Origin of the sequence: Mucilaginibacter sp. (assembly GCF_035492695.1) — a bacterium.
In the GTDB taxonomy this organism is placed as follows: domain Bacteria; phylum Bacteroidota; class Bacteroidia; order Sphingobacteriales; family Sphingobacteriaceae; genus Mucilaginibacter.
In genome coordinates, this window is record NZ_DATJJC010000006.1 from 86,604 (window position 1) to 106,662 (window position 20,059).

Here is a 20,059-nt window from a genome sequence, read left to right on the forward strand (position 1 = left end):
AATAGTAAATATTTATTGGCTGGCAATTTTATTTTAAAGCTTTTCTGCTTATTTCCGAACAAAATAACGCCGTTGCTATCGCTACATTCAATGATTCCGCCTTACCGGCACGCGGTATAGTTACTGCGCTGGTAATCAATTTTTCCGTTTCAAGCCTGATCCCGTTTCCTTCGTTGCCCAGCAACACAAGCCCTTCATTACCAAAATCAGTGTTATATATGTTATTCCCATTTAGCAAAGCCCCGAATACAGGCAGCTTAACCAACGGCAAAAACGCACTCAGACCGGTATAGTAAACCTTAACCCTTGCCAGGGAACCCATGCTGGCCTGTACCACCTTCGGATTGTAAACATCAACCGTGTCTTCTGAACAAATGATCTGCTCAATGCCGAACCAGTCGGCAATGCGGATAATGGTTCCCATATTACCAGGATCCTGGATACCATCTAATACCAGCGAAAACTTCCCTTTCAATTCGTTGTGGCCCAAAGCCCCCCATGCTGGTATTTTGATTTGCGCTACAACATCCTGCGGCGTTTTAAGGCTGCTTACTTTCTCAAGGTCGGTAACAGAAATTTCACACAAGTTTATTTTTTGGGATAATTTCAGCACTTTTGAATCGAACCGGGGAATATGATAAATAGTTTCTATTTGGTAAGGCGAATTGACAAATTCGATGATGGATTTGTGGCCCTCCACCAAAAAAAAACCTGCTTCGCGGCGAAACTTTTTATGTTGTAATGACTTTAATAAATTGATTTGGGATTTTGAAAGCATATAGTACAGAAGGTTACCGCCTTACAATATTAAGTATTCTTCTTGTCTTTCTGGTTTCGGGCTGCAGTTTAACCCGGCGGCTTAAGGATAACCAGGCGCTTGTGCGTAAAATTACCATCAAAGGGGTCGATAAAGAGTTTTCTGAAGCTGCCATCAACTATGTAGATAAAGACCAGCAGCCTAATAACAAATTTAATCTCCGGTTATATTACTGGTTCAGCAAGAACGGGAAAAAAGACATCGGCGAACCGCCTAATATCGTGGATACGTCTCTGGTAGAATTTTCAAAACAGCAGATACAAAAATTTTTGAGGAATAAGGGGTACCTGAAAGCGGCCGTTACCGATACCATAAAGGTAAAAAATAAGCGGGCCGAACTCATATTCACAGCAACCGAGGGCCCAATGTTCAGGTTTCGAAAATATAGCGATAGCATTGCGGATAAAAAGGTGGAGCACCTTTACCGGCAATATCTTTCTTCATTTACCCATGTAAGGCCTGGCGGACGATATGATGCTGATACATTGGCGTACGAACGCGATGGAATTTACACCCTGATGAAGCGGAACGGGTATTATGATTTTTTGCGCCAATACATCACTTTCGATGCCGATACTACCTTTAACAAAAGCGTTGCCGATGTAAAAATGATTATTGATAACCCGCAGGGCAAAAGTACACACCCCACATATAAGATCAACAACACCACGATAACGATATCCAACACCAGCGGCAGGAATACCGGGCCTGCAGATACCCTCAAAGTAGATTCCCAATATAAATTTATCGACTATTCGCATAAATTTAACCCACGTATCATCACCATTTACGATTTCCAGAAAAAGGGTGAACTTTATAATATCGACAGGCAAATACTGACAACGTCGCGCCTGGCCGAGTTGAACGTTTTCAGGAATGTGCCTAACCCGGCCTATGAAAAGCTGGCCGATAGTACTAACCGCCTTAACAAGCGAATAGACCTTGTGCCATTGAAACAGATGTCGGACAGGGTGGAGGGCGAGTTCCTTTTCAACGGCGGCAGATATGGGTTCAACATTGGCAATACTTTTACTGACAGAAACCTGTTCAAGTCGGCCACCATTTTACAGGTAAAGCTCAACTATAATACGCTGTTCGACAACGGCAGCAATTCTACGGTGCGCGGCGCAGTTGAGAACCAGGAGTTTAAACTTGGAGCAAGCGTTACTTACCCCCAAATACTTTTTCCTTTTCATTTGCCTATTTTGGGAAAATATGGCGTACCGCACACTACGTTCGCCAGCAGTTATTCTTTGTTCTTCCAAAAAGGTCTGGTTGAACGGCAGAGTTTTGTAAACTCTATCAGCTATGATTTTACAGAGACGGCAAGTAAAATACATACGGTAACACCAATTGATATCGAATTTTCAAGAGGAACAATAAACGAACAAGCCAGGGACTCGCTTTTGAACAAAGGGTACTACTCGTATGTGTACCTTATCGGACGTACCATTTTTACGTCGGGCTCGCAATACACCTACCAGCTCAATGCCAATAAACTGAATTCGTATCAAAACTTTATTTACTTCAGAGGCAGCCTGGATATTGGCGGCAATACGCTGTCGTTATTAAGCAACGTTTTCAATACGCCGCGCGATACGGCGGGGCAGCGCACGTTTTTCGGCTACACCTTTGCACAATATTCCAAAGCGGAGGTCGATGTCAGGTTTTACAAAGATTTGGGTCACGAACAGCAGTTTATCTTGAGGCTTAATCCGGGAATAGGTGTCCCATACGGCAATAGTTCGCAATTGGTATTTGAAAAAAACTTCTACGTGGGGGGCGCCAACGATATCAGGGCCTGGATACCGCGTACACTCGGGCCGGGCCAATTTAACAGGGCAAGTTATGGCTCAGACGCCGCTGCTAATGAACTCAGGAGCCGCTTACGCTACCTCGACCAATTTGGCGAAATTAAATTCGTAGCGAATGCCGAATACCGGTATAAGATTGCCAACAACTTTTTTGGATCGGCATTAAAGGGCGCTTTTTTTGTAGACGCAGGCAATGTTTGGCGTTTGCATAAACAGGATCAGTTCCCTAACCAGGAGTTCAGGCTAGATAACATTCTGCCCTCTACGGCTATGGCAGTAGGTACCGGCCTCAGGTTCGACCTCACCTTCTTCGTATTCAGGCTGGACGCTGCTTTTAAATTTAAGGATCCTGAGTTTTCAGGCTCCGATCAGTGGGTGCTGCTAAAACATGGCGACGAGCTGTTCCATTCCGGCACATTCAAAAACACCTACAGGCAAACCAATGGCGACAGCTATAACTTTATGCAGCTAAACTTTGGCGTAGGTATGCCTTTCTGATCAATTATTGATTTATTGAATTATTGATAGCAGCAGCCTTCAGGGCTTTCCGCTTCAAGCTCACTTACCGAACATCCCCTTCAAGCCGTCGATAATGCTTTCGAAAAAAGTACCTGCTCCCAGGTTGTGGTTGTAATTGAAATAAATAAATATAATAAAAATGACCGCCGCTATAACGATAAACTTTTTGAACATATAGCCCAATATAATGAGCAATACCGGGATAGCCAGTAGCACGATCCAGCTAATGTGGACCGGGGTCAATTTATGGTCGCCTTTGTAAACGTAGTAAAGTATGGAATGTGTACCCGCTTCGTCTACATGTTTCACATACAGGAAGCTTGATTTATCGAGCTTTTCGTGATAGAAAGCCGTGCCCTTATCAAAGCGAAGGTCTTTCTGAAAACCGTTAACGGTAAAGGAGAAAATGCCGTTCACGTTTTCGAGGATATTACCTGATGTATCTACCGCAACCACAGCTATCTCGCTTTGTGCAAAAGGGTTTTCCTTAATGGCGAAGTGCCTGATCGTTACGGTATCAGCAAAAGATACGCCCACGGAAAATACGAGAAGGCAGACAAACAGTAAAATTTTTTTCATATTTCAGGGTACGGCCTGGCCGGTCGCGATGTTGAAATAAAAGTAATATTTTTTATCGGTTAAGCAGGTAAATACTAAAGTTTAGCATAGTAGCAAAACTAACCCAAAGCAGGTAGGGAACCATTAGCCACGAAGCGGGTTTGCTGAATTTTCCGAAATAAATAATATTGGCCAGTATAGTAAGCCATAAAAGCTTTATGACTATAAGTGCGCCAAACAATTCGTGCATCCTGAAAAATACCAGTGACCAGGAAAAATTCAGCAGGAGTTGAACGACGTAGATGGTAACGGTTAGTTTAAATGTACCGGAACTATCACGCAGCTTCCATACCAGGTATGCCGAAATGCCGATAAGAATATAAAGAGTTGTCCAAACAGGAGCAAATATCCAGTTTGGCGGGTTGAACGAAGGCTTTTTCAATGTGGCGAACCAGCCGCTTATTTCGGGGCGTGTAAAAAATGATGCACCGATACCAATGGCGAGCGTGATCAATATGCTGATGATCAAAGGGAAATATTGAATCCTTTTTGAATGATAGTTTTCCATAACAGGTTAGATCGAACGATACAGATAACCAAAAACACAAGATAATGTTTTAAAGGTTGACTACCAACAGCTTAACCCCGATCGGTTGCGTTGTGGCAGCGATATGGCATACATAACCATCAACGATATTGAGTTGTTGTATATAATAGGTAACGCCATCGTAGGTAACTGTATCGCCCGATACTTCTACTGAGGATAGCGGCGTATGAAAACCGGTACCAATAGCCTTCAATAAAGCCTCTTTTCGTGTCCAGAAGATATAAAAACCTTTAACGATGTCCTGATAACTCCGGATGACGCGCCATTCGTTGTTTGTAAAGTGATCAATGTAATCATTCAGGTTAATAGGTTTGACTTGTTCAATATCGATGCCAACCTTGCCGGCGTCCGTTCCGCAGCAAATAGCAAAATTCCCTGAGTGAGCTATATTAAAATCAAAGTTATTATCGAAATAAGGCCGGTGATGAGTATTGTATTCGAGTTCACTTAATGATAAAGGCAAGTTAAACTGTTTCAGCAATTCTATCAGCAGCAATTTTCCAGTGATATTTAACTGCTTATCTATCCATTGCCTCTTTCTCAACGCTTCGCCGTGCAGACTATCAGGAAGCAAAAAAAGCTTTTCATTAAGCTCCTGCTCAGTCCATTGGCGATCGATATGGGTATAACAGCAAATTAGCATACTCAATTCAGCCTACAAGTCATCGGCCATTTCCAAACTTTCCCAGCTTGTCTTTTTATAATAATGCAACATAACCCAGGCTATAAGAACGAATAAGGCACAAAGTATCCATATCACATTTTCCCATTTCATCAGGAAATAATGCCCTACGCCTATCCCGCCCAGGAAAAGCATTACCATTAAAGAGGTGAAGATACGCCCGGCGCCTTGTTTTACTATAACGGGCTTCGAAAACGGCAAACCTTTGACCAAAAATAAGGCCATTAGTACACCATAAATGGAGCAGACCAGCATGGCGAGGATAATATCATTGACCGCTGAAGGCCCCCAGACGAAAAAAATAATGATGCCCAAAACCAGGCAATAAGGTAAAAAATAGATAGTCAGAATAGCCTTGTACATCCCGGACAATATTTTGCCTGGCTCGCTGATAGGCGTAGAGTAATACACCCATGCCGATTTGTATTTGTCTGACATAGAGATATTCGTCAATATCGCCGAAAGAATAAATGTACAGAGATATACAAGAATTATATAGTTATGCCCATTTCTTAAATTTTCCCAACGTTCGGCCAGGTCTTGCCCTTTGCCGTTTAATGTAAAGTAGATAAAATAAATAGGAATATAGGCAAAAGCCGGATACACTTTCATTTTGAATTCGCGTGTCCGGGCCGAAAGCTTCCAGGTGATCTTGAACCCGGCATTCTCAACCGGATCCGGAGCCACGATGCCTGCTATTTTATCCAATAATCCCGATCGCTTCTCCTTTTTTGCGATAGCAGGTGAGCCGCTGTTGCCATCCGAAGTCGCTATGGCAGACAGGCGCCGGTTAAAGCCCGGCGCCAATACTTTGGCAACAAGCCATAGCCCGAATACTGGTACCACAAGGCCCGCAATGGCAAGCAGGCTGCTTACCAGGTTAGTGGGGCCGTGATGGAAGAGAAGTTCATTTAATGCTGTGATCCATACAGGCGGCAAAATGTAAGCATACCAATGGCTAAGAATACTGATATTTTCAATAACTGCTACATTGATCAATCGTGGCAGCAAATAATAGGCGGCAAATATGATAACAGAAAACCCTATTTGGATATAGCTGATAATATCTTTGAATTTCTGTGGGCTCACAAACTTCATGATCACCAGGTAAACAATATTGACAATGAAAATGCTGAGAAAAGTAGCCTCAATTATCTGGACAAAGAAAACCGGTATGGAAAGCGGCCCGTCGATAAAGCCAATCATTATTAAACCGGGGGCGCCTTGCAATAAGGCCAGGCGGAGAACATAAATACTGATATGCAAAATGCGGGATACGGCCATTGTACGGTCGCTGACTGGCCGGGGCAGGATAATAAACTGATCGCGAACATCGATCAAAACCGTAGTGAAATCCGAGATCAGCGTCAGGGCCATTAACACCATAAACACACTGAAATACAGCGTTTGCCCTACATAGGGCATTTTATTTAAAAAAAGTACCAGGCTTATAAAAAAACCCATTAACACAGTGAAAAAACTTATCACCCACGAGGATTGCTTCTTGTTCTTCGCATTTTTTCGTGCAGCGAATGCTACGCGGGGCCTGCGGTTATCGATCATAAGTTTTACCCGTAATATCTCGTTCAGCTGATAGGTGTCTACACCTGTGCGTGCCAAAATGGGATTAAGGAATGTTATGAAGCGGAGAAATATTTTGTCCATCATAAGGCAGGTCAGTCAAAAGCGTTAATGATCGCGTCCGTTTCACTGGAGGAATCTTCCCTTCCCGTAAGTTTGGAGAAGATACGTTCCAGCGTGTCGCTGTGATTTTGTTTGAGCGATTCAAATGTCCCGTCGGCAATTATCTCGCCTTTGTTGATGAGTAATATCCTGTCCGAAACTTTTTCCACCACATCCATCATATGCGAACAGTAAAATATGGTTTTGCCTTCTTTCGATAACCGTGTGATCAATTCTTTGATCATAATAACGGCGTTTGCATCCAGCCCGGACAGTGGTTCGTCCAGTATAATGATCCTGGGGTTGTGAATTATGCCCGCAATAAGAAGCACTTTTTGCTTCATCCCTTTTGAAAAAGTATCCATCCTGTCATCCGCATTAACACCTAACCCAAACGCAGCAAGTAATTTCCGGGCCCTGTCCTGCAATGCATTTTCTTCCATGCCGTATAGCTTGCCTATGAAATCAAGGTATTCCATAGGGGTAAGCACATCGTATATCTCGGCGTTTTCGGGTACGTAGCCAAAAAGCTTTTTGATAGCCATTGGGTCCTTTGCCAGGCTGATACCCTCAACCAGTACCTCGCCCTCAAAATCGGGAATGAGTCCTGTCAGGATTTTTACGGTGGTCGATTTTCCGGCACCGTTGGGCCCTATATATCCGATAACCTGACCTGGGTAAATATCGAGAGAAAGATTTTTTAATACCTGTTTCTGGCCATAGGATTTGGAAAGATTACGTATTTGTATAAGAGGCGTCTCAGTCATGGGATGATTGAATAATTGCCGGTAAATTAATGAAAATAACCAAGCATATCAGGCTGGCGGCGAAATTATAACCCTGAAGATTTAGTTCGTTGATGCCAGCCTTTTGATGTATTGTTTATTAATGGTAATTAAGTAGCTTTATACACTCAATCACAACCTCATGGCTGATCACACCCTAATTATTAATGGCCAATCCCATACCGTTGATATCGATTCTCAGATGCCCCTGCTTTGGGTAATACGCGACGTTATCGGCCTGAAGGGAACAAAATTTGGCTGCGGAATAGCGCAGTGCGGCGCTTGTACGATTCATCTCGATGGCGACCCAACGCGGTCATGCAGCATTCCGGTATCTATCGCCGATGGTAAAAAAATAACCACCATCGAAGGAATATCTGAAACCGGCGACCACCCTGTACAAAAAGCATGGACCGATCAGCAGGTGCCGCAGTGTGGCTATTGCCAGTCGGGGCAGATCATGTCGGCTGTCGCACTCCTTGCGAAGAACCCTAACCCCAGCGATGCCGACATTGATGTCGCTATGTCGGGCAACATTTGCCGTTGCGGCACTTACCAGCGTATCCGCAAAGCCATTCACCAGGCTGCGGGACAGACGATCAGGCAAAATAACTTAGCCGAAGCCAAATAACCGGAGATCACCATGGAAGAAAAAACGAAGATAAACCGCAGGAAATTTATTACGATTTCGGGAATTGCAGGCGGTGCCCTGGTATTAGGATACGCCCTGTTAAAAGAAACAAAACTTGGCGAACTGGTGAACATGAGTGGTGTCGACGCCGGGTCGGAATTTACCCCTTACATTATTATTGACAGATCGGGCAAGATAACCCTGATGAATCCCAAGGCCGAGATGGGGCAGGGTACTTACCAATCAGTCCCGGCGTTGATTGCCGAGGAACTGGAGGTGTCGTTGGACCAGGTGACCGTGAAATTAACTTCCGGTGAAGCGAAATTTCCGGATGATCAGCAAATGACGGGGGGAAGCTCGTCGGTCAACACAAACTATTTGCCCCTGCGTACAGCAGGAGCAGCAGCAAAGGAAATGCTGGTAAAGGCAGCCAGTGAAAAGTGGGGAGCCCCTGTAACCGAGTGCTATGCAGCAAATGCGATGGTGCATCATAAACCGTCGGGTAAAAGCATTAGCTATGGCGACCTGGCCGAAAGAGCTTCGAAGCTGCCCGTGCCAAAAAAACCGGCGTTAAAGGATCCTAAAGACTTCAGGATACTCGGTAAATCATCGCCGCGAAATGATATTCCGTTAAAGGTGAAAGGGAAGGCTGTTTTCGGTATAGATGCTGATGTGCCCGGTATGGTCTATGCGTCTATCGAACGCTGCCCGGTGTTGGGCAGTAAACTTGTGAGTTTCGACGATAGCGATACACTTAAGATAAAAGGAGTAACACAGGTGGTTAAAACCGATCGCATATTTTTCAAAAACCACTATATGGGCCTTGCCGTCATTGCCGAAAATTACTGGGCGGCATTACAGGGCAGGAAAGCACTGAAAGTGACCTGGGATAACCAGGGGCTTGATAAATTCAACTCAAAGGATTACGAACAGAGCCTTCGTGAACTTTCCAAAACGGAAGGGCTTACCGCACACAAGGATGGCGACTTTGATTCGGGTTATGCCAATGCTGCGAAAAAAATTGAGGCGTTGTACGAAACCCCATTTGTTTCTCATTCGCCGATGGAGCCAATGAATTGTACGGCTGAATGGAAAGATGGTAAAATAGAAGTATGGGTATCGTCGCAAGGTGCGGCATGGACACGCGACGAGATAGCAAAGGCCTTGTCCATCCCTAAAGAAAACGTAAAGGTAAATATGCTGTTCAGCGGCGGTGGCTTTGGCAGGCGCATATCGCAGGACTTCGCGGTAGAGGCCGCATCGATCGCGAAGGCAATTAATAAACCTGTCAAACTGATCTGGACCCGCGAAGACGACACGTCACTCGGGCCATTCCGGCCACCAACTTTTTCAGCAATGAAGGGTGGATTATCGGGCGATGGAAAGGCTGTTGCCTTTCAACATAAGGTGGTTTCTCCATCAATCAATGCTACTATAATGGATAAGTTCGACAAAAGCAAGGTCGACGAGGACATGGTGGAAGGGATCAGCATTCAACCCTATGAAATACCGAATGTAAGAAATGCCTATGTCTATTCCGAAATTCATCTACCGTTAACATGGTGGCGCTCGGTTACCGCATCTACAGTATCTTTTGCACACGAAAGTTTTATTGATGAAATGGCAGTTGCCGCGGGTAAAGATCCAATGGCGTTCAGGCTGGGCATGCTTAACAAACCATCGGACAGCAAAAAAGTGCTGATGAAGCTTAAAGAAGTCTCGCATTGGGATACACCGCTGCCTGCGGGCAAAGCGCGCGGAGTGGCACAATGGAACTTTTTCGCAGGATTATGCGGCCATGTTGTTGAGGTCTCAAGGCGGAAGGACAATTCTGTAAAAGTAGACAAGGTATATTCGGTGATCGATCTTGGTACAGTGGTAAATCCGGACAATGTAAGGTCGCAGGTTGAGGGAGGTATTGCAATGGCCCTTACCGCCGCCACAAAAGATGCGATAACCTTCGAAAATGGAAAGGCAGTTCAGTCGAACTTTCATAATAACCGCATGTTGCGGATCGACGAAATGCCCGAAATAGAAGTACACATACTTGCCGATGGCGGGCCGGTTATCAAAGGTGTTGGCGAACCCGGTCTGCCCCCCTTAGCGCCGGCGCTATGCAATGCTGTTTTTGCGCTAACAGGCAAACGTGTAAGAAAATTGCCTTTTGATCTGAATAACGTGTAAAGACGGGTATAGCCGGATCAATAGTAAAACGGTACGAAATTCTCGTCAGCCACTTCACACTTCACGAGCATGGAAGTGAACAGGATGTCGCCGAAAATATTGGCTATGGCTGTGTCGGCGGCATCGCGGCCGGTAGCAATTTTGATAAGGCCGTTCAGCGGTACCAGTCGCGTGGCATCGAATAATATCCACTCATCGCCAATGTAAGCCTCAAAGCATGCATGGAAATCTCCTGGTTTTAACTGGTATGCATAACCGGTGTAATAACGGGCCGGGATAGTAAGCGCGCGGCATAGCGCTATGCCCAGGTGAGCAAAATCGCGGCAAACACCCGCCTGCTCGGTAACGGTATCATAAGCCGATGTTTGCGCATTACTGAACCCGCTGCGGTATTCTACATTTTTGTTGATCCAGTTGGCAAGTGTGACGACTTTTTCAAAGGGGTTCGAAATATGACCGAACAGGTTATTAGCCAGCCTGAATAGTTTATCCGATTGACAATACCGGCTTGGATATAAATAGGGCAGTACCGCCGGGTCCATTTTGCCGACCAGGATCTCCTCGCGGCCCGTATGGTCCTTTATCTCAAAATCATTGTCTACTATCGCTTCGTAGGCTATCTGTACAATGCTTTTTTCGGGCACTTCCAGGCGGATGATCCTGTTTTCGCCATTAACGGCAAATAATTCCTCAACTTTCAAATAAGGGTCTACGGTAAGTGTCTCCTCCAATACTGCCTGCGCGGGAGTACGCAAGGCGTGAATATTTAATATCAGTGTGCCTGCGGAACGCACATCATAAATCATTTGGGCAGACACATTGAATTTCATCCTTCAGTTGATTAGTGACTAACTTGCATTAAGCTGATTTGTTGGGATTTGTTTGGATAAGGATTAAAAATGACTAACCACTTGACAATATATGTCATCGACTGGTGTTAATCATCCTGCTGAGGCAATTTTGAGAACGCGGCATCCATCCATTCATCGGGAATGTCCTCCAGCGCTTTCTTCAATTCTTCGGCCCATTGCGCCGATATTGTCTGCAGGTCTTTTTGCTCGTATCGTTGCTCGGTAAGCGAAAAACTATTCTTTTTATAAAGCACCACATCTATCGGAAAATCCACATTGTTCGAACTTACCCTGGTCGAATCAAACGAGAGAAACCCCGCCTTTAGCGCCAGTTTCATACTCGACTCCTCCGTTAACGTCCGGTTAAGGATAGCCTTGCCGTGCCCCGAATTACCTATGATAACATACGGTGCGCCCTGCCCCAGTTCAACCCAGTTTCCTTCGGGATACAGCAGAAATAATTTTGGTTCTTTGTCGTCCTTCAATTGCCCGCCGATGATGGTATTCAGATCGAATTTAAACCCGGCATGTTCAAGCGAATCCTTGTCTTCCTCAGCCACTTTCTTTACCTGCAGGCCAAAAGCATTTACCGCTTTGTATAATTTATTGAATTCCTGGTTATCCAGTTGCTCCCTGAAATATACCACCGCTTTATCCCTCACCGACCTAAGCCCGCTTGTCATGATAAAAAGCGAAAAATTGTCCTTTTGTTCTACAAATACTTTCTTTTTGTAAACCGTTTCCGTCCCCGACGTTATCAGTGTGTCGGCAATGGCTACCAACCCTTCCTTTACCTTGATTCCTAAGCAGTAAGTCATTTGTGTTTTTGATAATAAAGTGGCGCAAAGTAATCAATTAAAACGATTCACGCTTGTGTGTGCATCAAATCTCACCTGCCGAAAGCGCATCGGTTTTTACTTATGCGTTGATAGATAAAAAACGGACCCTCATCTGCATTTGAGGGCTGCGCGTCTATTATTTCTTAAAATAGTATAAGTGTCTTTCATATTTCATAAAATAATATTTATCATTGTGTCTAATTGACACTATCAGTTTGTCAAACCAATTGTGCTGCCGGTGATTTATTCCGGATCAAACCAAATAAAATTCGCAATGAAAAGAAAAGTACCCTTTTTGTCCATCCTTGCCATCGTATGGTGTGTGGGCGCATCGGCTCAAAAAAAGCCTGCTGCGGCCACCCCGCAGCTTGGAAAAAGCCCTTTGAAGGCGGTTATAAAAGCTATGACCGTGGAAGAAAAAGTTAGACTGGTGGTCGGTATGGGCTTTAAAATGCCAGGCGCCAGCTCGGCCCCAAAAAAGAAAGAAACCGGGACAACGGCAGTACCTGCGGCAACGCCACCTGCTTTTACCTTACCCCCAATCGATCCAAGTGATGATATCCCTGAAAAGGTGCCCGGTGCTGCAGGACGCACACACGCTATAAAAAGGCTTGGTATCCCCTCTATCACCGTTTCGGACGGTCCCGCTGGTATCCGCATCGACCCGATACGTAATGGCGACAGTTCAAAAACCTACTACGCTACAGCTTTTCCGGTGGGCACTTTGCTGGCCTCTTCGTGGGATGTTAACCTGGTGCACAAAGTGGGTGTTGCATTTGGTAACGAAATACATGAGTACGGTGCTGATGTAATATTAGGTCCGGGCGCCAATATCCATCGCAACCCTCTCGGCGGCCGTAATTTTGAATACTATTCTGAAGATCCCCTGGTATCGGGCAGTATGGCGGCAGCTATCATTAACGGCATTCAGTCGCAGGGGGTGGGGACATCTATCAAGCATTTCGTCGCAAACAACCAGGAAACTAATCGTAACAGCGTTAATACTATTGTAAGCCAAAGGGCGCTGCGCGAGATATACCTGAAGGATTTCGAAATTGCTATTAAGGCTTCGCACCCGTGGACAGTAATGTCGTCCTATAATAAGCTGAACGGCCCTTATACTTCTGAAAACCCTGATCTGTTAACCACAATACTAAAAAAGGAGTGGGGCTTTAAAGGATTTGTAATGACAGACTGGTTTGGCGGCCGCGATGCGGTTGCCCAGGTGAACGCTGGTAACGACCTTTTGATGCCGGGCACCACCATGCAATCGAAGGCGATTTTAGAGGCGGTTAATAGCGGCAAGATCAAGATGTCGCAGTTGGATGCCAATGTCGAAAGGATATTGAATATTGTCCTTAAGTCGCCCGAGTTTAAAAAGTATAAATACTCAAGCAAACCCGACCTGAAAAAGAATGCAGCCGTATCGCGTATGGCAGCGGCACAGGGTATGGTACTGCTAAAAAATGATGATAAAGCGCTACCATTGAAAGGTAAAAAAGTTGCTCTTTTCGGTAACACATCTTACGATCTGATAGCTGGCGGGACCGGTAGCGGTAACGTGAATAAGGCGTATACTATTTCGCTTATCCAGGGCCTTGCTAATGGCGGCTATTCTGTTGATGCTAACCTGAAAAGCGCTTATGAGACTTATATAAACGATGCAAAAGCCAAACAGCCAAAGAACAGGATGTCGTTTTTTATGCTGCCGCCGCCTATTCCGCAAATGGCGATAACGCCTGACATGCTTTCGCAGGAGGCTGAGAGTGCCGATGTGGCAATTCTGACGCTCGGCAGGAACGCCGGCGAAGGTGCCGACCGTAAGGTGGAAAATGATTTTAACCTGATGGATTCTGAACAGGCCCTGATCAAAAATATCTCGGACGCTTTTCATGCTAAAGGCAAAAAACTGGTAGTAGTATTGAACATTGGCGGCGTTATTGAAACCGCCAGCTGGCGCGATCAGGTTGACGGCATCCTGCTGGCATGGCAGCCGGGCCTTGAGGCCGGTAACGCTATTACTGATGTGTTGAGTGGCAAAGTTAACCCATCTGGTAAACTGGCTACAACATTCCCGGTGAAATATGAAGATGAACCTTCGGCCAAAAACTTCCCGGGCAAGGAATTACCAATGCCGGAAGGTGAGAAACCCAACCCGATGCGCGGTCACCCTGCTGTAGTTACTTACGAAGAAGGTATCTACGTGGGTTATCGTTACTTTACAACCTTTGATGTGAAACCGGCTTATGAGTTTGGCTATGGCTTATCGTACACCAAATTCAAATACAGCGATTTGAAGCTGAGCTCCAAAACTTTCAATGGTTCGGTAACTGCAACTGTTACGGTTACCAATACAGGCGAAGTTGCCGGCCGCGAAGTGGTTGAGCTTTATGTAAGCGCGCCCGTAGCAACTTTGCAGAAACCCGAAGAAGAACTGCGCGCATTTGGCAAAACCAAAACCCTGCAGCCTAAAGAGTCGCAAACCATGAGTTTCACCTTGTCGGCGAAGGATCTCGAATCGTTCAACACGGCACAATCGGCCTGGGTTAGCGAAGCAGGTACCTATACCGTAAAAGTTGGCGCTTCGTCAACCGACATTAAAAAGTCACAGAAATTTGATCTGCCAAAAACCATCATTGTCGAAAAAGTACACAATGTGCTAAAACCTGAAATGCAGATAGACGAGTTGAAGAAATAAGAACAACGCACACATTAACTGTTCCTATAATGAGCCCGTTCCCGGTTTACTACCGGGGCGGGTTTTTTAGTTAAGCGGGTTTCCGTTCATGGCTTAGTCAGCTAAGTTTTGCTATTTTTATCGAAACTTTCAACCCTGGAAACCGCACAAACAATTAATCCGGAGATAGCGAAACCCCCAACCATCGATTGGATAAACAATCTGAAGGTGATCTCGTTATTCGCCGTCATCGTGTTGCACACCGCTTCGCTGTTACTGATGGATTTCAAAAAAGCATCGTTGAGCGACTGGCTGGCGGCCGATCTGTACAACGCGCTCACCCGGTTTGCTGTTCCCGTTTTTGTGATGATCACCGGCGCCTTATTGCTGCACCGCGAATATGAGATCGGCGATTTTTTAAAACGCCGCCTTTCGCGTATCATCTGGCCCTTCCTGTTCTGGAGCTTGGTGTACGTCGGTTATTCGCTGTACGATGAAGAGATCGTATTTACAGCGGATGTTTGGAAGAACGTTCTGCTGATTCTCCACCAGCTCAAATACGGTGCCTACTATCATTTATGGTACGTGTATATGCTCGTTGGGCTGTACTTTTTCATTCCCGTTATCGGCCGGTTTGCGCGTGCGGCTACAGAAAAGGAAATACTGTACTTTTTAGTCGTCTGGTTCACGGTCATTTCATTTACGCAGCCCTACCTGTCCCGTTTCTGGCCGCAGGTTGATGTCCGTTATTTTACAGGATACGTCGGTTACCTGGTACTGGGTCATTACTTAGCTTTTAAGGAACTGCCTGAAAAGCAAAATAAAACCGGTTTGGTCATCTTTTATTTCTTATGCCTGGCCGGGATAACCGTTGGCACGTATTTCACCACGGCATCATCCGGAAATATCAGTACCCTGATGTACGAGCCCCTGGGTCCGTTCATTATTTTATATGCGGCCGGCATATTTTTGCTGGCAAGAATAACAGTTTATCAAATACCTAAATTCCTTATCCCCATTCGCGATCTTATCGGAAACTACAGCCTGGGTATCTATCTTTGTCATGCCCTGTTTTTAACCTTACTGGCCGACTGGGACTTTAGTTATAAACTTTTTAATCCTTACCTGGGTATCCCGTTAATAGCCCTGGTGTGTTTTATACTTTCGTTTGCGTTGATATTCATTTTGAGTAAAATACCGTACATCGGCAAGTATGTTGCCGGATAGTTCAACTGCTGGAGAAATTGCTTTCAGACCATGTACTCTATCAAGCCATTCGACATTTCTCTAGTTAATACAGTAGGGTTAACATGGTTAATACTTTTTTCTGTATTAATAATATAAGTATCTGATTATAAGAATATTGTGTTAAAATAGACAAAAAACAGGTTAACCATAAATTGACATGCCAATTCGGCTTTCCCAACTATATTTGCACTAATTTGAATGGAGTTGACTGTTTATAGTGAAAGCGGCCTCGTAGTTGCCTCCTGTCGACGGACGTGATGTTAATTTGATTCCGCTGCCGGGCAAACAGGGAAAATGCGCGAAGCGGTAAATTTTCGTATCTTTACCATTATTTATTAATTATTTGACATTCCAGGATTTTAATTTTAACGAACACCTTACCGAAGGTATCCTAAGCATGGGATACACCACACCCACGCCAATACAGGAAATGGCGATCCCGGTGGTATTAGAGGGTAAGGACCTAATAGCCTGTGCCCAAACCGGTACGGGTAAAACTGCCTCTTATTTATTGCCCGTTCTGCATAAAATTGCCGAGGCTGATGAAGGCCACCGTACCACTACGCTTATTTTGGCGCCAACCCGCGAACTAGCCCAGCAGATCGATCAGCAGGTTGAGGGGCTGGCCTATTTTACTGGCCTCAGCTCCATTGCCGTTTACGGCGGCGGCGATGGCATTGTTTACGAGCAACAGCGCCGCGGCATCCAGAACAATGTAGATATACTGATAGCCACACCCGGCAGGCTGATCGCTCACCTTACATCAGGTGTGCTAAAGCTCAATAATATCAAATATTTGATATTGGACGAAGCCGACCGGATGCTGGATATGGGCTTTATGGGCGATATCATGCGCATCATCCGCGATATACCGGCTCATCGCCAAACACTGCTGTTTTCAGCAACCATGCCCGGACCAATACGCAAACTGGCCGGCTCCATCATGAAAAACCCCGAGCAGATCAACCTGGCTACGTCGCAACCGGCGCAGGGTATCGATCAACAGATATATAAGTTACATAACGAACAAAAGTCAAAGCTGGTAACCCTGTTGCTTAAAAACGGCAATTATACCAGCACCATCATATTCGCTAATACCAAGGACGAGGTAAAACGCCTGGCGCGCGAGCTGAAAGGTGCACATATTAAAGTAAATGCCTTTCATTCGGATTTTGAGCAGGCTGAACGCGAGCAAATATTATTAGATTTCAAAAACCGCACTTTACCCGTAATCATAGGTACCGATGCATTGTCGCGCGGAATAGACGTGGAAGGGATAGACCTGGTAATTAATTACGATGTGCCTTCCGACCCTGAAGATTATATCCACCGCATAGGCCGTACTGCCCGGGCCGAAACCACAGGCACCGCTATAACCCTGGTTAACGAACGTGATTCGCGCAAGCTGAAAAGCATTGAACAATTGATAGGTCGCGAGATAATAGCGACCCCGTTGCCGGCCGAGTTAGGCGAAGCTCCGGTATTCAGGGAGCGCAGCCCATCTGATAACAGGCGAAACAATAACCGCAGCAAGTTCAAGAAAAAGAAACGGCCCGGCGACGGGGGCGGTTCTCATTCTCATCAAAAAGTATCAGAGTAATGCGCAGTGGAGTGGCTTTGTACCCGGCTCCTTAATAATCCAGTTCCTCACAAACAAATCCCGCAGCGCGCAGCAGCGATGCTACCATGTTTGTATCTAACCCGGTTGCTTCAATGCGCAGCACTTTATCGCAATCATCCAGGTCAAAGTTCCAATGCCTGACAGTTGGAGTAGCGGCCAGCAAACTACCTATCCGGTTTGCTTTTCGCCTGCTATTTACATTTGTTTTAAAAACTAATATTTCCATAACCGCTTATTTTGCCGCAGGTTTGGCGCCGCGAACTTTGTGCAAATAAATATTCGAAATAATCAGTATTGCAAGCCATATATACGGTTCAAAAACATTAGCGATAGCATCGCCGCTGTTGAAGTGTGCCACAGAAGCCGAAATAAGCACAATGCCGAAGCCTGCGTAAGCCCATTCTTTAACCCGCAATGAAAATTGAGGGACAACCAATACCGTCAGCCCAAGTATCTTTGCTACAAGTAATTCAGTTCTGAAATAAGACGGAAACCCCAGGTGCTCGTAAAGAGGCGTATACATCTTGTAAATACTGAAAAGCATGATCAGGCTGATAATTATCGTTGCCGACCAGTAAATTTTTTTATCTTTTTTCATAATCTATATGATGTTTAAATACTATGGCTTTGATCACTTTCATGATCCTGTACCTAATAAGCGATCTCGATAGTAGATCGGTAAGTCGCTTCATTGTTCACGTTGTTGATCATAAAGTGTGAGACATCGGCCCTTGAAATGCTGAGGGCGTTCTTCAAAAAACTGTTTATGGAAACCCGGTATTTGCCTGTACCTGCTTTATCGGTCAACCGGGGCGGGCGTATTATGGTCCAGTTTAAACCGCTTTCTTTTACCAGGGTTTCCATCCGCAGCAGATCGGCATACATGTATTTCAGTAGCTTCTGAAGAATATATTTAGCTACAAAACGTACATAAAATGGGAGTACCGGGCTTATTTCTACTGCCGAAGCCGAGATAAAAAAAGCACGTTTAACTTCCATCTTTTTCATGGCCTGTATAAGGTGCGCATTACCCTGCGAATAAAGCGTAGTTGGTGCATCGCCAGTTATGCCACCGCTCGCGCCGATAGCTGAAATGACCGCATCCTGGTTCCCCAGGTATTTTTCAAAGGCGTCAGGCTTCATGATATCGCCTTTAACTATGGTCAGATTTGGATGTGTTAGTGATAATTTGGCCGGGTTGCGCAATACCGCAGTAACATGATGCCCGTAACTAAGCGCCAGTTCTACTGTTTGCCGGCCAATGCCTCCATTTGCGCCTATAACCAGCAGGTTAATTTTTGCTTGTTCTATTTTCATACGATCAAAATTTAAAAACACTCAGGGTGAATACGATCAGGAACAGGATCAACTGCACGGTGTACATCAGGTTTAACCTGCTTTGTATCTTTTCAATTTCTACGCCGTTGGTAATGTCTCCAGAAAGCAGGTTTCTTAGTTTCGCCATCAAACTCCGGCCAACTATTGCTCCGTTGATGATAATGCCCAGCACCATTAGCATTTTCAGCCTGAACCACAGCATATCCGTAAATGCATGCACAATACCCACCATTCCCATGCCGGTAATAATAACCACGATAGCGCTTATCCTGATCAAAACAGGGAAAAGGGCCGAACCGTCAAGCATAACCGACGCTTTGCCCTTATCGGTTAATAAATGTTTCTTTACCCGGCTGTAAATAGCTGTATCGGCCACTACAGTGCCGGCAAGGGTGACAAAGCCGCTGATATGCAGTACAAGCAGGGTTTGCAATAATGTTGATGAGCTCATAATAATTGATTCGTTTTCGTTGTATAAATCAAAACTATGCTTCGGTTTCGTAATAAACAATAGTTGCGAAGTAAATTTCATATCTTTACTGCGAAACCGAAATAAAATGACATGAATAAGACAGTGGAACTGGTAAACGAATGGGCCTTATTTGAGGAAAAACACCCCGGCGCCAGTATCGACGACTTTTGCAGGCATTACCTTGCAAGTCATCAGCAGCAAAAAATTACCGGTCCGCTTACCGGTGGTGTTGTGCCGCCTACCAGCGAAGGACTGTTGTTAAAAATGATAGGGCGCATCCATAAACTCAATATGAACTATGCGGGCCGCGCGCTTGAGGGAACGGGCCTTAACCAGGTTGAAGAGTTTGGCATATTGCTAACGGTGCAACAGGAAGGCAACCCGCGAAAAACCGACATCATTTATGCTAATTTATTCGAGCTGTCCAGCGGAACGGATATGCTGAACCGGCTGAAAACACGCGGCCTGATAAAGGAATATGATGACGAAGAAGACAAACGCTCCAAACGTATCGAATTAACCGCGGCAGGGGCGAAGGCGATAGATCTCTGTATGTTGCAGATGCGGAAGGTAGCCGGCATGATGACCATGGAACTGGATGAAGACGACAAACAGCTTTGCATTAGTCTGTTAAAAAATATCGAGATCAAATTCTCTGCACTGTGGCAGCAGCACAGGGGAAAGCCGTTTGAAGAAGTATATACAGATATGGTAGCGGATAAAAAAGTGTAAG

The 20,059-nt window shown here is 45.2% G+C and carries 19 protein-coding genes; 7 read left to right on the forward strand and 12 right to left on the reverse strand.

The genetic code is table 11. From position 1 onward, the window contains the following. Positions 1-28: 28 nt before the first annotated feature. Entirely contained in the window at positions 29-778 is a 750-nt protein-coding gene (locus VL525_RS02800; RefSeq protein WP_325383082.1) for an RNA methyltransferase, read from the reverse strand. Between VL525_RS02800 and VL525_RS02805 the strand changes: the two genes are divergently transcribed. Next, on the forward strand, positions 769-3,129 hold the full coding sequence (locus tag VL525_RS02805) for a BamA/TamA family outer membrane protein (protein WP_325383084.1): 2,361 nt from the start codon (positions 769-771) through the stop codon (positions 3,127-3,129). The two genes, VL525_RS02800 and VL525_RS02805, sit on opposite strands and share 10 nt — an antisense overlap. A 60-nt stretch (positions 3,130-3,189) precedes the next feature. Here the strand turns inward: VL525_RS02805 and VL525_RS02810 are convergent, their stop codons facing one another. From VL525_RS02810 to VL525_RS02830, 5 genes are read right to left on the reverse strand one after another with little or no spacing between them, the layout of a single operon-like run. Continuing rightward, complete coding sequence (locus tag VL525_RS02810) at positions 3,190-3,729, reverse strand: hypothetical protein (protein WP_325383086.1); 540 nt, start codon at positions 3,727-3,729, stop codon at positions 3,190-3,192. A 52-nt stretch (positions 3,730-3,781) separates the two neighbouring features. Next, complete coding sequence (locus tag VL525_RS02815; RefSeq protein WP_325383088.1) at positions 3,782-4,276, reverse strand: TspO/MBR family protein; 495 nt, start codon at positions 4,274-4,276, stop codon at positions 3,782-3,784. 49 nt (positions 4,277-4,325) lie between these two features. After that, positions 4,326-4,958, reverse strand: coding sequence for a 4'-phosphopantetheinyl transferase family protein (locus VL525_RS02820; RefSeq protein WP_325383090.1), 633 nt, complete (start codon positions 4,956-4,958; stop codon positions 4,326-4,328). A gap of 12 nt (positions 4,959-4,970) precedes the next feature. Beyond that, positions 4,971-6,617, reverse strand: coding sequence for a hypothetical protein (locus tag VL525_RS02825; protein WP_325383092.1), 1,647 nt, complete (start codon positions 6,615-6,617; stop codon positions 4,971-4,973). A gap of 56 nt (positions 6,618-6,673) precedes the next feature. Continuing rightward, positions 6,674-7,447, reverse strand: a complete 774-nt coding sequence (locus VL525_RS02830) for an ABC transporter ATP-binding protein (protein ID WP_325383094.1) — start codon at positions 7,445-7,447, stop codon at positions 6,674-6,676. Positions 7,448-7,607: 160 nt separating this feature from the next. Here VL525_RS02830 and VL525_RS02835 point away from each other — a divergent pair, with 160 nt between their 5' ends. Together VL525_RS02835 and VL525_RS02840 are read left to right on the forward strand one after the other, a co-directional pair. After that, complete coding sequence (locus tag VL525_RS02835) at positions 7,608-8,096, forward strand: (2Fe-2S)-binding protein (RefSeq protein WP_325383096.1); 489 nt, start codon at positions 7,608-7,610, stop codon at positions 8,094-8,096. Positions 8,097-8,108: 12 nt separating this feature from the next. Further along, positions 8,109-10,280: a xanthine dehydrogenase family protein molybdopterin-binding subunit gene (locus VL525_RS02840; protein WP_325383098.1), complete on the forward strand. Its 2,172-nt coding sequence runs from the start codon at positions 8,109-8,111 to the stop codon at positions 10,278-10,280. 17 nt (positions 10,281-10,297) lie between these two features. Here VL525_RS02840 and VL525_RS02845 read toward each other — a convergent pair whose 3' ends face one another. Further along, entirely contained in the window at positions 10,298-11,110 is an 813-nt protein-coding gene (locus tag VL525_RS02845; RefSeq protein ID WP_325383100.1) for a transglutaminase family protein, read from the reverse strand. Between the two features lie 107 nt (positions 11,111-11,217). Beyond that, a complete protein-coding gene (locus VL525_RS02850) occupies positions 11,218-11,949 on the reverse strand; it encodes a peptidase (RefSeq protein ID WP_325383102.1) in 732 nt (243 codons plus the stop codon). Positions 11,950-12,244: 295 nt separating this feature from the next. Between VL525_RS02850 and VL525_RS02855 the strand changes: the two genes are divergently transcribed. From VL525_RS02855 to VL525_RS02865, 3 genes are all read left to right on the forward strand, one after another. Next, positions 12,245-14,668, forward strand: a complete 2,424-nt coding sequence (locus tag VL525_RS02855) for a glycoside hydrolase family 3 C-terminal domain-containing protein (protein ID WP_325383104.1) — start codon at positions 12,245-12,247, stop codon at positions 14,666-14,668. 108 nt (positions 14,669-14,776) lie between these two features. Beyond that, complete coding sequence (locus tag VL525_RS02860; protein WP_325383106.1) at positions 14,777-15,874, forward strand: acyltransferase; 1,098 nt, start codon at positions 14,777-14,779, stop codon at positions 15,872-15,874. A 364-nt stretch (positions 15,875-16,238) separates the two neighbouring features. After that, positions 16,239-17,495, forward strand: coding sequence for a DEAD/DEAH box helicase (locus VL525_RS02865; protein ID WP_325383108.1), 1,257 nt, complete (start codon positions 16,239-16,241; stop codon positions 17,493-17,495). 31 nt (positions 17,496-17,526) lie between these two features. Here the strand turns inward: VL525_RS02865 and VL525_RS02870 are convergent, their stop codons facing one another. The 4 genes from VL525_RS02870 to VL525_RS02885 are packed head-to-tail and all read right to left on the reverse strand — an operon-like array spanning position 17,527 to position 19,305. Further along, complete coding sequence (locus tag VL525_RS02870; protein WP_325383110.1) at positions 17,527-17,742, reverse strand: hypothetical protein; 216 nt, start codon at positions 17,740-17,742, stop codon at positions 17,527-17,529. A 6-nt stretch (positions 17,743-17,748) separates the two neighbouring features. Then, positions 17,749-18,114 (reverse strand): DoxX family protein, encoded by a 366-nt coding sequence (locus VL525_RS02875; protein ID WP_325383112.1) that lies wholly within the window; start codon positions 18,112-18,114, stop codon positions 17,749-17,751. 53 nt (positions 18,115-18,167) lie between these two features. Next, on the reverse strand, positions 18,168-18,833 hold the full coding sequence (locus VL525_RS02880; protein WP_325383114.1) for an SDR family oxidoreductase: 666 nt from the start codon (positions 18,831-18,833) through the stop codon (positions 18,168-18,170). A gap of 4 nt (positions 18,834-18,837) precedes the next feature. Continuing rightward, the gene (locus tag VL525_RS02885) at positions 18,838-19,305 is read right to left on the reverse strand and encodes a hypothetical protein (RefSeq protein WP_325383116.1); all 468 of its coding nucleotides are present in this window, start codon (positions 19,303-19,305) and stop codon (positions 18,838-18,840) included. A 111-nt stretch (positions 19,306-19,416) separates the two neighbouring features. Here VL525_RS02885 and VL525_RS02890 point away from each other — a divergent pair, with 111 nt between their 5' ends. Then, on the forward strand, positions 19,417-20,058 hold the full coding sequence (locus tag VL525_RS02890) for a MarR family winged helix-turn-helix transcriptional regulator (RefSeq protein ID WP_325383118.1): 642 nt from the start codon (positions 19,417-19,419) through the stop codon (positions 20,056-20,058). Position 20,059: the final 1 nt, after the last annotated feature.